This is a genomic window from Citrobacter sp. Marseille-Q3906 (genome assembly GCF_916618775.1).
Classification (GTDB): Bacteria; Pseudomonadota; Gammaproteobacteria; order Enterobacterales; family Enterobacteriaceae; genus Citrobacter; species Citrobacter murliniae.
Map to the genome: position 1 here is coordinate 473,834 of NZ_CAKAKA010000001.1, position 14,179 is coordinate 488,012.

14 protein-coding genes are annotated in these 14,179 nt (G+C 50.9%); 10 read left to right on the plus strand and 4 right to left on the minus strand.

All coding sequences use genetic code 11. The annotated features are described in order from the left end of the window. The first annotated feature begins 2 nt into the window (after positions 1-2). From hflC to LG384_RS02215, 7 genes are all read left to right on the plus strand, one after another. Positions 3-1,007, plus strand: a complete 1,005-nt coding sequence (gene hflC / locus LG384_RS02185) for a protease modulator HflC (protein ID WP_045438957.1) — start codon at positions 3-5, stop codon at positions 1,005-1,007. A gap of 81 nt (positions 1,008-1,088) precedes the next feature. After that, complete coding sequence (locus LG384_RS02190) at positions 1,089-1,286, plus strand: DUF2065 family protein (protein ID WP_003025602.1); 198 nt, start codon at positions 1,089-1,091, stop codon at positions 1,284-1,286. Positions 1,287-1,388: 102 nt separating this feature from the next. Further along, a complete protein-coding gene (gene purA / locus LG384_RS02195) occupies positions 1,389-2,687 on the plus strand; it encodes an adenylosuccinate synthase (RefSeq protein WP_045438961.1) in 1,299 nt (432 codons plus the stop codon). Positions 2,688-2,919: 232 nt separating this feature from the next. After that, positions 2,920-3,345 (plus strand): nitric oxide-sensing transcriptional repressor NsrR, encoded by a 426-nt coding sequence (gene nsrR / locus LG384_RS02200; protein WP_045438964.1) that lies wholly within the window; start codon positions 2,920-2,922, stop codon positions 3,343-3,345. 38 nt (positions 3,346-3,383) lie between these two features. After that, positions 3,384-5,846: a ribonuclease R gene (gene rnr / locus LG384_RS02205; RefSeq protein WP_225760387.1), complete on the plus strand. Its 2,463-nt coding sequence runs from the start codon at positions 3,384-3,386 to the stop codon at positions 5,844-5,846. A gap of 72 nt (positions 5,847-5,918) precedes the next feature. Then, positions 5,919-6,650 (plus strand): 23S rRNA (guanosine(2251)-2'-O)-methyltransferase RlmB, encoded by a 732-nt coding sequence (rlmB, locus tag LG384_RS02210; RefSeq protein ID WP_045438969.1) that lies wholly within the window; start codon positions 5,919-5,921, stop codon positions 6,648-6,650. Positions 6,651-6,771: 121 nt separating this feature from the next. After that, positions 6,772-8,394 (plus strand): isovaleryl-CoA dehydrogenase, encoded by a 1,623-nt coding sequence (locus LG384_RS02215; RefSeq protein WP_045438971.1) that lies wholly within the window; start codon positions 6,772-6,774, stop codon positions 8,392-8,394. Between the two features lie 93 nt (positions 8,395-8,487). Here the strand turns inward: LG384_RS02215 and yjfN are convergent, their stop codons facing one another. Continuing rightward, entirely contained in the window at positions 8,488-8,763 is a 276-nt protein-coding gene (gene yjfN / locus LG384_RS02220) for a DUF1471 family protease activator YjfN (RefSeq protein ID WP_136345327.1), read from the minus strand. 147 nt (positions 8,764-8,910) lie between these two features. Next, entirely contained in the window at positions 8,911-9,240 is a 330-nt protein-coding gene (gene bsmA / locus LG384_RS02225) for a biofilm peroxide resistance protein BsmA (RefSeq protein WP_071828881.1), read from the minus strand. A 181-nt stretch (positions 9,241-9,421) separates the two neighbouring features. Here bsmA and yjfP point away from each other — a divergent pair, with 181 nt between their 5' ends. Next, the gene (gene yjfP / locus LG384_RS02230) at positions 9,422-10,171 is read left to right on the plus strand and encodes an esterase (protein WP_048222316.1); all 750 of its coding nucleotides are present in this window, start codon (positions 9,422-9,424) and stop codon (positions 10,169-10,171) included. On the opposite strand, the gene ulaR is transcribed toward yjfP, so the two are convergent. Beyond that, positions 10,168-10,923, minus strand: coding sequence for an HTH-type transcriptional regulator UlaR (ulaR, locus tag LG384_RS02235; RefSeq protein WP_045438991.1), 756 nt, complete (start codon positions 10,921-10,923; stop codon positions 10,168-10,170). The genes yjfP and ulaR overlap by 4 nt on opposite strands. Before the next feature lie 105 nt (positions 10,924-11,028). Continuing rightward, positions 11,029-12,093, minus strand: coding sequence for an L-ascorbate 6-phosphate lactonase (gene ulaG, locus LG384_RS02240; RefSeq protein ID WP_045438994.1), 1,065 nt, complete (start codon positions 12,091-12,093; stop codon positions 11,029-11,031). 363 nt (positions 12,094-12,456) lie between these two features. On the opposite strand from ulaG, the gene ulaA reads away from it, so the two are divergent. Both ulaA and ulaB read left to right on the plus strand, forming a co-directional pair. Then, positions 12,457-13,854 carry a PTS ascorbate transporter subunit IIC gene (ulaA, locus tag LG384_RS02245; protein ID WP_045438997.1) on the plus strand — a complete coding sequence of 466 codons (1,398 nt, stop codon included), beginning with the start codon at positions 12,457-12,459 and terminating at the stop codon, positions 13,852-13,854. Positions 13,855-13,869: 15 nt separating this feature from the next. Further along, on the plus strand, positions 13,870-14,175 hold the full coding sequence (gene ulaB / locus LG384_RS02250) for a PTS ascorbate transporter subunit IIB (protein WP_045439008.1): 306 nt from the start codon (positions 13,870-13,872) through the stop codon (positions 14,173-14,175). The last annotated feature ends 4 nt before the right edge of the window (positions 14,176-14,179 follow it).

Here is a 14,179-nt window from a genome sequence, read left to right on the forward strand (position 1 = left end):
CGATGCGTAAGTCAGTTATTGCGATTATTATCATCGTTCTGGTAGTTCTGTTCATGTCTGTCTTTGTCGTCAAAGAAGGCGAGCGTGGTATTACGCTGCGCTTTGGTAAAGTTCTGCGCGACGATGACAACAAGCCGCTGGTTTTTGCACCGGGTTTGCACTTTAAGATCCCGTTTATTGAATCAGTGAAAATGCTTGATGCGCGTATTCAGACCATGGACAACCAGGCCGATCGCTTTGTTACCAAAGAGAAGAAAGACCTGATCGTTGACTCCTACATTAAATGGCGTATCAGCGATTTTAGCCGTTACTACCTGGCAACGGGCGGTGGTGATGTTTCTCAGGCAGAAGTTCTGTTGAAACGTAAGTTCTCTGACCGTCTGCGTTCTGAAATCGGTCGTCTGGATGTAAAAGACATCGTTACCGATTCTCGTGGTCGTCTGACCCTGGAAGTCCGTGACGCGCTGAACTCCGGATCTGCTGGCACGGAAGATGAAGTAGCGACCCCTGCGGCGGATAGTGCAATTGCCGAAGCAGCTGAACGTGTTCAGGCTGAAACGAACGGTAAAGTACCGGTCATCAACCCGAACAGTATGGCGGCGTTGGGTATCGAAGTGGTCGACGTGCGTATCAAGCAAATCAACCTGCCGGCCGAAGTGTCCGAGGCTATCTACAACCGTATGCGCGCTGAGCGTGAAGCGGTAGCGCGTCGCCATCGTTCACAAGGTCAGGAAGAAGCGGAAAAACTGCGCGCAACAGCGGACTATGAAGTTACTAAAACGCTGGCAGAATCTGAGCGCCAGGGCCGTATTATGCGTGGTGAAGGTGATGCGGAGGCCGCTAAACTGTTTGCCGACGCATTTAGTCAGGATCCTGACTTCTACGCCTTCATCCGTAGCCTGCGTGCTTACGAGAAGAGCTTCGAAGGTAATCAGGACGTGATGATTATGAGTCCGGACAGCGATTTCTTCCGTTACATGAAGACACCGAATTCCGCGACACGCTAAAATAGCCCAGCGGTTTTAGACCAGTAAAACCACCGGCGTCCTCAGGGATGCGGTGGTTTTCTTTTTATATAAGGACAGCGGATGAACTCAACAATTTTGCTGGCGCTCGCGCTGGTTTTGGTGCTGGAAGGTCTTGGTCCGATGCTGTATCCCAGTGCCTGGAAGAAAATGATCTCTGCGATGGCACAACTGCCGGAAAATATTTTACGTCGTTTTGGCGGCGGTCTTGTGGTTGCGGGCGTTGTGGTCTACTACATGTTGAGGAAAACGATTGGCTGATTAATAAGTAGACTAATTTACGAATTTTTGGATGCAAAAAGTGCTGTATATCTGAAAAAGCGGTGGTAGAATCCATTTTTAAGCAAACGGTGATTTTGAAAAATGGGTAACAACGTCGTCGTACTGGGCACCCAATGGGGTGACGAAGGTAAAGGGAAGATCGTCGATCTTCTGACTGAACGGGCTAAATATGTTGTGCGCTACCAGGGTGGTCACAACGCAGGCCATACTCTCGTAATCAACGGTGAAAAAACCGTCCTCCATCTTATTCCATCAGGTATTCTTCGCGAGAATGTCATCAGCATCATCGGTAACGGTGTTGTGCTGTCTCCGTCCGCGCTGATGAAAGAGATGAAAGGACTGGAAGATCGTGGTATCCCTGTCCGTGAGCGCCTGCTGCTGTCTGAAGCTTGTCCTCTGATCCTTGATTATCATGTCGCGTTGGATAACGCACGTGAGAAAGCGCGTGGCGCGAAAGCGATCGGCACCACCGGTCGTGGCATCGGTCCGGCTTATGAAGACAAAGTAGCTCGTCGCGGTCTGCGCGTTGGCGATCTGTTTGATAAAGCAACCTTCGCTGAAAAACTGAAAGAAGTGATGGAATATCACAACTTCCAGCTGGTGAATTTCTATAAAGTTGAAGCAGTTGACTACCAAAAAGTGCTGGATGATGTGATGGCGATTGCCGACATCCTGACCTCTATGGTTGTTGATGTTTCCGATCTGCTGGACCAGGCGCGTAAACGTGGCGATTTTGTCATGTTCGAAGGTGCGCAGGGTACACTGCTGGATATCGACCATGGTACCTATCCGTACGTAACCTCCTCCAACACCACTGCTGGTGGCGTGGCAACTGGCTCCGGCCTGGGCCCACGTTATGTGGACTACGTGCTGGGTATCATTAAAGCCTACTCTACTCGTGTAGGTGCAGGTCCGTTCCCGACTGAACTGTTTGATGATGTCGGCGAGTTCCTGTGCAAGCAGGGTAACGAATATGGCGCGACCACGGGTCGTCGTCGTCGTACCGGCTGGCTGGACTCCGTTGCTGTGCGTCGCGCAGTACAGATTAACTCCCTGTCTGGCTTCTGCCTGACCAAACTGGACGTACTGGACGGTTTGAAAGAGGTGAAAATCTGTGTGGCGTACCGTATGCCGGATGGACGTGAAGTCACGACAACCCCGCTGGCAGCAGACGACTGGAAAGGTATCGAGCCGATTTACGAAACCATGCCTGGCTGGTCTGAATCTACCTTTGGTGTGAAAGAACGTAGTGGTCTGCCGCAGGCTGCTCTGAACTACATCAAGCGTATTGAAGAACTGACCGGTGTACCAATTGATATTATCTCAACTGGTCCAGACCGTACTGAAACTATGATCCTGCGCGACCCGTTCGACGCATAATTATGGTTGTTGCATAGCGCCTGTGGCGCTATGCTTGTCGGGCCTACAGTGAGTGGGCATTTGTAGGCCGGATAAGGCGTTTTACGCTGGTATCCGGCTTAAAATCTTGTAAGTTCCTCGCTTTTTTCCTTCCCGAACTGAAATAAATTAGCGACCTGGCTGGTGGCTGGTTTATCATCAATATAATTAATACTACCAGGCTTATCCGTTTTCCCTTTTTCCTGAGGTTGATGTGCAGTTAACAAGTTTCACCGATTACGGATTACGTGCGCTAATCTACATGGCGTCGCTTCCCGAAGGACGTATGACCAGTATTTCTGAGGTGACAGAAGTCTACGGCGTGTCCCGTAATCATATGGTCAAAATAATCAATCAACTTAGCCGGGCGGGCTTCGTTACTGCTATTCGAGGAAAAAACGGCGGTATCCGCCTGGGCAAACCAGCTAAGGCTATTGGTATTGGCGATGTGGTTCGCGAGCTGGAACCTTTATCGCTGGTCAACTGTAGCAGCGAGTTTTGCCACATAACCCCTGCCTGTCGACTCAAACAGGCGCTTTCTAAAGCAGTGCAAAGTTTTCTGACGGAACTGGACAACTACACACTTGCCGATTTGGTTGAAAATAATCAACCGCTTTATAAATTATTGCTGGTGGAGTGACGAAAATCTTCATCAGAGATGACAACGGAGGAACCGAGATGTCACATGATCCTTTCCAGGAACGCGAAGCTGAAAAATACGCGAACCCTATCCCGAGCCGGGAATTTATCCTCGAACATTTAACCAAACGTGAAAAACCGGCCAACCGCGATGAGCTGGCTGTTGAACTCAACATTGAAGGTGAAGAGCAGTTAGAAGCGCTACGTCGCCGTCTGCGCGCTATGGAGCGTGATGGGCAACTGGTCTTCACTCGCCGTCAGTGCTATGCGCTGCCGGAACGTCTTGACCTGCTGAAAGGTACCGTTAATGGCCACCGTGATGGCTACGGCTTTCTGCGCGTTGAAGGACGTAAAGACGACCTGTACCTCTCCAGCGAACAGATGAAAACCTGCATCCATGGCGATCAGGTTCTGGCACAGCCGCTGGGCGCGGATCGTAAAGGCCGTCGCGAGGCACGTATTGTGCGCATACTGGTGCCAAAAACCAGCCAGATTGTCGGTCGCTACTTCACCGACGCCGGCGTAGGGTTTGTGGTACCAGATGATAGCCGCCTGAGCTTCGATATCCTTATCCCACCTGAAGAGGTAATGGGCGCCCGCATGGGATTTGTGGTAGTGGTTGAACTTACCCAGCGCCCAACCCGACGCACCAAAGCGGTAGGTAAAATTGTTGAAGTGTTGGGCGATAACATGGGCACTAGCATGGCCGTTGATATGGCTTTGCGTACTCATGAAATCCCTTATATCTGGCCGCAGGCGGTAGAGAAGCAGGTCGCCGGGCTTAAAGAGGAAGTACCGGAAGAGGCCAAAATTGGCCGCGTTGACCTGCGTGATTTACCGCTGGTGACAATTGACGGTGAAGATGCGCGTGACTTCGATGATGCCGTTTATTGTGAGAAGAAACGCGGTGGCGGCTGGCGTTTATGGGTGGCTATCGCTGACGTAAGCTATTATGTTCGACCACCAACACCGCTGGACCAGGAAGCTCGCAATCGTGGTACGTCCGTCTACTTCCCGTCGCAGGTCGTACCGATGCTGCCGGAAGTGCTTTCCAATGGCTTGTGTTCGCTGAACCCGCAGGTGGATCGTCTGTGCATGGTGTGCGAAATGACCATTTCGTCGAAAGGTCGTTTAACCGGCTTTAAATTCTACGAAGCGGTAATGAGCTCCCATGCTCGTTTGACCTACACCAAAGTCTGGCACATGCTGCAGGGCGATCAGGAGCTGCGTGAGCAATACGCGCCGCTGGTTAAACACATTGAAGAGCTGCACAATCTGTACAAAGTGCTGGATAAAGCCCGTGAAGAACGTGGCGGTATCTCGTTTGAAAGTGAAGAAGCCAAATTTATCTTCAACGCTGAACGCCGCATTGAACGTATTGAACAGACCCAGCGTAATGACGCGCACAAACTGATTGAAGAGTGCATGATTATGGCTAACATCTCAGCGGCACGATTCGTTGAGAAAGCCAAAGAGCCTGCACTGTTCCGTATCCACGACAAGCCGACCACTGAAGCAATCACCTCCTTCCGTTCCGTACTGGCAGAGCTGGGACTGGAACTGCCTGGTGGTAACAAACCAGAGCCACGCGATTATGCCGAGTTGCTGGAATCAATTGCCGACAGACCTGACGCGGAAATGCTGCAAACTATGCTGCTGCGTTCAATGAAGCAGGCGATTTACGATCCAGAAAACCGCGGACACTTTGGTCTGGCGCTGCAGTCTTATGCACACTTTACCTCACCGATTCGTCGCTATCCGGATCTGTCTTTGCACCGTGCAATTAAGTATTTGCTGGCACAGGAGCAGGGCCACAAAGGTAACACCACGGAAACGGGGGGCTACCATTATTCGATGGAAGAGATGTTGCAACTGGGCCAGCACTGTTCCATGGCGGAGCGCCGTGCTGACGAAGCTACGCGGGACGTTTCTGACTGGCTGAAGTGCGACTTTATGCTGGATCAGGTCGGTAATGTCTTTAAAGGCGTGATTGCCAGCGTGACCGGTTTTGGTTTCTTTGTTCGTCTTGATGAGCTGTTTATTGACGGTCTGGTGCATGTCTCCTCACTGGATAATGACTATTACCGCTTTGATCAGGTTGGACAACGCCTGACGGGGGAATCCAGCGGTCAGATGTATCGCCTGGGCGATCGTGTGGAAGTTCGTGTGGAAGCCGTCAACATGGACGAGCGTAAAATCGACTTTAGCCTGATCTCCAGTGAACGCGCACCGCGTAATGAGGGTAAAACCGCGCGCGAAAAAGCGAAAAAAGGTGATGCAGGTAAAAACACCGGCAGACGTCGTCAGATGGGCAAAAAGGTGAATTTCGAGCCGGATAGTGCTTTCCGTGGCGAGAAGAAAGGCAGAGCTAAACCTCAGGCGGATAAAAAAGCGACTGAGAAAAAAGGCGACAAAAAAGCGAAAAAGCCATCGGCGAAAACGCTTAAAATCGCTGCTGCCACCAAAGCTAAACGCGCGGCGAAAAAGAAAGTCGCGGAATAACGGCCATAAACAGTAAGCCGGGTGAGCTAAGTACTGCCCGGCATTACACATAAACTATTAACGAGTACATTCATGAGTGAAATGATTTACGGCATCCATGCGGTGCAGGCTCTGCTGGAGCGTGCGCCTGAGCGCTTTCAGGACGTCTTTATTCTCAAAGGTCGTGAAGATAAACGCCTGCTGCCGCTGATCCATGCTCTGGAAGCGCAGGGCGTTGTCATCCAGTTGGCTAACCGCCAGTTTCTGGATGAGAAAAGTGAGGGTGCGGTACATCAGGGTATTATTGCCCGCGTGAAGCCGGGCCGCCAGTATCAGGAAAACGATCTGCCGGATCTGATCGCCTCTCTCGATCAGCCGTTTTTTTTGATCCTGGATGGCGTTACCGATCCGCATAACCTGGGCGCTTGCTTGCGAAGCGCAGACGCGGCTGGTGTGCATGCTGTTATCGTCCCGAAAGATCGTTCTGCGCAGTTGAATGCGACGGCGAAAAAAGTCGCCTGTGGCGCGGCAGAAAGCGTGCCACTGATCCGTGTGACCAACCTGGCGCGCACGATGCGTATGCTGCAGGAAGAGAACATCTGGATTGTTGGGACGGCAGGTGAAGCTGACCACACTCTGTATCAGAGCAAAATGACTGGCCGCCTGGCGCTGGTCATGGGAGCTGAAGGTGAAGGTATGCGTCGTCTGACTCGTGAACACTGTGATGAGCTGATCAGTATTCCGATGGCTGGTAGCGTCTCATCGTTGAACGTCTCCGTTGCAACGGGGATCTGCCTGTTTGAGGCCGTTCGTCAGCGCGGGTAACTGAGCTCTCCATTTCCATCAAGCCATCCTCCGGGATGGCTTTTTTGTGACCGCTATCCCAGGCACCCTCTTCTGTGAGTGACCATACTTATGGTCACTGCCATTGACGGAGGGAAACACAATGCACTGGCAAACGCATACCGTTTTTAACCAACCTGTACCGCTCAATAACAGCAATTTATACCTGTCCGATGGTGCACTGTGTGAAGCGGTGAATCGTGAGGGGGCTGGCTGGGACAGCGATCTTCTTGCCAGTATTGGCCAGCAATTAGGAACGGCGGAATCGCTCGAACTGGGACGGTTGGCCAACGCTTATCCGCCAGAACTATTGCGATACGATCCGCAGGGGCAGCGACTGGATGACGTGCGTTTTCATCCCGCCTGGCATTTACTGATGCAGGGGCTGTGTGCCAACCGGGTACATAATCTTGCCTGGGAAGAAGATGCAAGACAGGGGGCATTTGTTGCCCGGGCCGCACGTTTTATGTTGCATGCGCAGGTGGAGGCAGGCACGTTATGCCCTGTTACCATGACGTTTGCCGCCACGCCGCTGTTACTTGATATGTTACCTCCACAATTTCATGACTGGTTCACACCGCTATGCAGCGATCGTTATGATTCACATCTGCTGCCCGGCGGGAAAAAGCGCGGTCTGCTGATTGGCATGGGAATGACGGAGAAACAGGGGGGATCAGATGTGCTGAGCAATACCACTCAGGCAGACCGCCTTGAGGATGGCACGTATCGGCTAATTGGGCATAAATGGTTTTTCTCCGTACCGCAAAGCGATGCTCATCTGGTGCTGGCACAGGCTAAAGGAGGGTTGTCCTGCTTCTTTGTCCCGCGATTTTTACCTGATGGGCGGCGTAACGCTATCCGTCTTGAACGGCTGAAGGATAAGTTAGGCAACCGCTCTAACGCCAGCTGCGAAGTTGAATTTCAGGATGCGATTGGCTGGCTACTGGGTGAGGAGGGAGAAGGTGTTCGTCATATCCTGAAAATGGGCGGTATGACACGTTTTGACTGTGCGCTTGGTAGCCACAGTATGATGCGGCGCGCTTTTTCCGTGGCAATTTATCATGCACATCAGCGGCAGGTATTTGGCAAACCACTGATTGAGCAGCCGATGATGCGACAGGTATTGAGCCGGATGGCTCTCCAGTTGGAAGGCCAAACAGCGTTGTTGTTTCGGCTGGCGCGAGCCTGGGATCGTCGCAACGATGTGAAAGAAGCACTGTGGGCCAGATTATTTACGCCAGCGGCAAAGTTCGCCATCTGTAAAAGCGGTATGCCATTCGTTGCAGAGGCCATGGAAGTGCTTGGTGGCACGGGGTATTGTGAGGAGAGTGAACTGCCGCGTTTGTACCGCGAGATGCCGGTAAACAGTATCTGGGAAGGATCCGGAAACATTATGTGCCTTGATGTATTGCGAGTGTTAACGAAACAACCGGGTATGTACGATATGCTCAGTGAAGCTTTTGCTGAAGTAAAAGGGCAAGACCGACATTACGACAGAATGGTACGTCAGCTACAACAGCACTTACGTAAACCCAGTGAGGAGCTGGGACGGGAGATTACGCAGCAGCTTTTCCTGCTCGGCTGTGGGGCGCAGATGTTGCGCTATGCATCTCCGCCAGTGGCGCAGGCCTGGTGTCAGATGATGTTGGATACGCGTGGTGGTCGGCGTTTGTCTGAACAGGTGCAGAATGACTTGTTATTACGGGCTACGGGTGGCTTGTGTTAATGACTTGCCTGGCGGCTGTGCAGGAGGATCTTATCAGGCCTACACTCTTACTTTCGATGTAGGCCAGATAAGTGAGCGACACCTGGCAGTATGCTATGCATAGAGTATGGCCTGTACACGCCAGTTATCAGGCTGTTGTTCTTCATACATTTGAATGATCCGATACCATGAGGCACCTTGTTCATCCGCTTTTAACGCCACAACGCGTTCCACATCCTGTGGATTTCCTGCAATGTTGCTGACAGAGATCAGTCCTATTTCGTTCAGACCCGTGACACAGTCAGCACTGGCGAACTCGGCAGGCTGTGCCGTGGTATCCACCAGTCCGGCAGAAAGCAGCAGTGAGGATAAGGCAAGTGATTGTTTCATCGTCAGCTCCATTATTCGTACCCCTACACGTGGCAGGGCATTCCATCGCGATAATAAACCTCAAGCTCCCTGCTGTTGGTTTATTGTGCACAGGTAAACGCATAGGGGCGCAAAGCAATGTAAAGCTGACTAAATTTCAATCCCGTGTTATTTACGATATAAAATGGCTTGTGAATACCATTGGCCCGTTACCACGGTTTCATCAACCAGTAATACAACGTAATAATCAGCTTTAGCCGCGGCAGCTTTGGCACGAATCTCTGCCAGCGCATCATCTGGAGAGCCTCTCACCAGCGCATTGACTGTCCCCATTCGCTGTAACCCCTGGCTCTGGTCACGGCGGATTTCTTGCGGATGGTCTGCGACAGGTGGCGCGGGTTGTGGCGTCCCCTGTAGCACGCTACAGGCGCTTAAAAACATAACCAGCATCAAAGAGGCAAACCGACGCATAACTCTATCTCGTTTCCTGATAGCCATAGTGTAGTGCCTTATTAATTTCCCTTTAGGGGAATGTTCCCGAAATGTTATCTCTCGCGCGATTTTCGAATGAAAATGTTGCGAAAGCGTAACCTAGTTCTCAACATTATGAATCATTGCCGAACACATTCACTTGCGTTAAGTATTTCTCCATGGCATACCGGAAAGAAAGAGGCGACAAATGATAGAAATTGAAACACGGCAACTGGCTGGTATTCCTGTCCTGCACGCATTTCCTGCTGGTCAACACGACCTTTCACTTCCCTGCATTATCTTTTATCACGGGTTCACTTCTTCCAGCCTGGTTTACAGCTATTTTGCCGTCGCTCTGGCACAGGCCGGGTTCCGGGTTGTTATGCCCGAAGCACCCGATCATGGTGCGCGGTTCAGTGGTGATACGCAGGGTAGAATGTACCGCTTCTGGCAGATTTTGCAGCAAAACATGCAGGAATTTACGGCGTTACGTGCGGCGCTGGTGGCAGAGAATTGGATATTAGATGAACGTCTTGCTATCGCGGGCGCCTCAATGGGTGGTATGACGGCACTGGGTATTATGGCGCGATATCCCGAGGTTAAATGTGCAGCCAGCCTGATGGGTTCGGGCTATTTTACCCACCTTGCCCATACGCTTTTTCCACCTTTATTCGTGCAGACGCCAGAGCAGCAGACGGAATTCGATACGATAATAGCTCCGCTCGCTGAGTGGGATGTGACGCATCAGTTGGACCGACTGGCCGACAGACCGCTTTTATTGTGGCATGGACAGGATGACGATGTGGTCCCGGCCGTTGAAACCTTCCGCTTACAACAGGCGTTGATTCAGGCAGGTCTGGATAAAAATCTGACCTGCCTGTGGGAAGCTGGCGTGCGCCACCGTATCACGCCAGAAGCGCTGGCAGCGACGGTATCATTTTTCCGCCAACATCTCTAAACGCGCAAAATGTTTACACCCTGCGCTTCGAGCTGTTGCAAGATCTCAGGGTTCGCATTTTTACCGGTAATCAGCATATCGATTTGATCGGCACGGCTGAATAACATACCTGCACGTTCACCCACTTTACTGCTATCGACCAGTACTACCAGTTTGCCGACTACGCTAAGCATCTTCTGTTCTGCCATCGCGGTCAGCATGTCAGTTTTATACAGCCCGTCAGCGGTAAGTCCTTTGCCGCTGGTAAACATCCAGTGCCCGGCGTACAGGCTATTCTCGCTGCCCTGCGGGCTAAGTGTGATGGACTGGCTCTTGTTATATTGCCCGCCCATGATGATTACGCTCTCATGCTCCTGGTCGATCAGATAATTTGCCAGCGGCAGATAATTAGTAATGATCTGCACCGGCTTGCCACACATTTCCCGCCCAAGCAGGAATGCAGTGGATCCACAGTTGATCACCACGCTTTCGCCTGGATTGATCAGTTGTGACGCTGCCTTGGCTATGCGTACCTTCTCGTCATGATTCTGTGCCTGGTGCAGATTCATCGGCGTCCAGCGTGGCCGCTGTTGAGTAATGGCTTCTGCGCCGTTACGAACTTTTTTAAGCTTGCCGTTTTCGTCAAGTTTGTTGATATCCCGACGTGCCGTAGCGGGTGAGATTCCTAAGCGTTCTACGACATTTTCAACGGTCACAAAGCCCAGCTGTGCCAGCATATCGAGTAGAATTTGATGTCTTTGTGCTTCAGTCATGAGCTATTCCGATACAAAATGATTTTTTAAGATGATATTTGAAATAGCCTGAAAATACTAAAGTAAATATAGAAAAATGCCGGGAAAAACCCGGCATCATAGCGATTAGAGGAAGGATTTAAACGGCAGATCCGGCTCGATTGTAAAACAGTCGTCAAAACCGCGTGGATAGTGATATTCAAAGTTATCTTTATCCAGCGGCCAGGTGAACTTGCCGCCAACCTGCCAGATAAACGGCTTGAAGCCATACTTCAACCGATCTTTTTTCATCTCCCACAGAACACGGATCTCTTGCGGATCGGCCTGGAAGTTTGACCAGATATCATGGTGGAACGGGATCACCACTTTGGTATTTAACGCTTCCGCCATACGCAGCATGTCGGAGCTGGTCATCTTGTCGGTAATGCCGCGCGGGTTTTCGCCATAGGAACCCAGTGCCACATCTATTTGATGTTCATTGCCGTGTTTTGCGTAGTAGTTGGAGTAGTGGGAGTCTCCGCTGTGATACAGCGTACCGCCCGGCGTTTTGAACAGGTAGTTAACGGCACGCATATCCATGCCGTCTGGAAGGACACCGGCCGCTTTTTGCTCGACTGGCAGTGTGATCAGCGCTGTGCGGTCAAATGCATCAAGAGCATGAATTTCAATGTCTTTTATTTTAACAACGTCACCCGGTTTCACTACGATGCAGCGTTCTTTTGGCACACCCCAGCCGATCCACAGATCCACGCAGGTTTGCGGCCCGATGAATGGTACATCGTCGGCACAGTTCTGCATGACGGCCGCAGCAACGTTAACGTCAATGTGATCGTTATGATCGTGAGTGGCCAGTACAGCGTCGATCTGGCGAATAGCGAAAGGATCGAGCACAAATGGCGTGGTGCGCAGGTTTGGCTGCAATTTCTTTACTCCGGCCATACGCTGCATCTGATGCCCGGTTTTCATCAGCGGATTACCGTGGCTCTGCTTACCTGTCCCGCACCAAAAATCGACACAGACGTTAGCCCCACCTTCTGATTTCAGCCAGATCCCGGTACAACCTAGCCACCACATGGCAAAGGTGCCTGGTGCAACCTGCTCCTGTTCGATCTCTTCATTCAGCCAGCTTCCCCACTCCGGGAACGTGCTCAGGATCCATGATTCACGCGTGATGCTTTTTACTTTACTCATCGCATTTACCTTCATGTTTGTTCAAGTTGAATCAAAGTGTGATTTGTTTTGATTAATCCTGACACTATTTTTTCACGTTGGCAATGACTTGTTTTTCGCGACCAGCATCTCGGACAGAGTGTAATTACGAGGGAATTACGCGAGGTTTTATTTGAGGTATTTTATTATTTATTTGATTTTATTGCACTTAATCGTGATTTAAGTTGATGGTGATTAATCCTTTCCTGATCTATAGGAATTATTTGCGTGGTGCGTCACATTTAATCAAATTCAATCTTGTTGTGATTACTTTTGAAAATTAGAGTGAGGGTACAACATTCGGGTATCAACAAAACCCGGCAACTTCGTTTACTGGAGATCGTTATGGAGATCCTCTACAACATCTTTACCGTCTTTTTTAATCAGGTAATGACCAATGCTCCGCTGCTGTTGGGTATTGTGACCTGTCTTGGCTACATCCTGCTGCGTAAGAGCGTCAGCGTGATTATCAAAGGCACGATCAAAACAATCATCGGTTTTATGTTGTTGCAGGCGGGGTCCGGCATCCTGACCAGCACCTTTAAACCAGTGGTGGCGAAGATGTCTGAGGTTTATGGCATCAACGGCGCGATTTCAGATACCTACGCCTCAATGATGGCAACCATTGAACGTATGGGCGATGCCTATAGTTGGGTAGGCTACGCCGTGTTATTGGCGCTGGCGCTGAACATTTGTTACGTCCTGCTGCGGCGTATTACCGGTATCCGCACTATCATGTTGACCGGCCACATCATGTTCCAGCAAGCGGGGCTGATTGCGGTCTCTTTCTACATCTTCGGTTACCCGATGTGGACCACCATTATCTGTACCGCGGTGCTGGTGTCGCTCTACTGGGGCATTACCTCCAACATGATGTACAAGCCGACCCAGGAAGTCACCGACGGTTGCGGCTTCTCCATTGGTCACCAGCAGCAATTCGCTTCGTGGATGGCTTACAAACTCGCACCATATCTGGGTAAAAAAGAAGAGAGCGTCGAAGATCTTAAGCTGCCTGGCTGGCTGAATATCTTCCATGACAACATCGTTTCTACAGCCATTGTGATGACCATTTTCTTTGGAGCGATCCTGCTTTCCTTCGGTATTGATGTTGTCCAGGCGATGGCGGGTAAAACCCACTGGACTATCTATATCCTGCAAACTGGTTTCTCGTTCGCGGTCGCGATCTTCATCATCACCCAGGGCGTACGTATGTTCGTTGCTGAACTTTCAGAAGCGTTCAATGGTATTTCTCAACGCCTTATTCCCGGCGCAGTACTGGCGATTGACTGTGCGGCGATTTATAGCTTTGCACCAAATGCGGTGGTCTGGGGTTTTATGTGGGGCACCATCGGCCAGTTGATCGCCGTCGGTATCCTGGTGGGTTTCGGCTCATCCATTCTGATAATCCCTGGCTTTATCCCAATGTTCTTCTCTAACGCCACTATTGGTGTGTTTGCTAACCACTTTGGCGGCTGGCGTGCGGCGCTCAAAATTTGTCTGGTGATGGGGATGATCGAAATCTTTGGCTGCGTCTGGGCGGTGAAACTCACCGGCATGAGCGCCTGGATGGGGATGGCGGATTGGTCGATTCTGGCTCCACCGATGATGCAGGGCTTTGCCTCACTCGGACTGATTTTTATGGCCGTCATGATTCTGATTTCACTGGCTTATATGTTTTTCGCAGGGCGCACATTGCGCGCTGAGGAAGATGCAGAAAAACAACTGGCAGGACAATCTGCCTAATAAGGAGTTCCGATTATGACCGTACGTATTCTGGCTGTGTGTGGCAATGGGCAAGGCAGTTCCATGATCATGAAAATGAAAGTGGATCAGTTTTTAACCCAGTCAAATATTGACCATACGGTGAACAGTTGCGCGGTGGGCGAATACAAAAGCGAGCTGAGCGGCGCAGATATCATCATCGCCTCTACCCATATCGCCGGTGAAATCACTGTTTCCGGCAACAAATATGTCGTTGGCGTACGCAATATGCTATCGCCAGCCGATTTTGGTCCAAAGCTGCTGGAAGTGATCAAAGAACATTTTCCGCAGGATGTGAAGTAAGGAC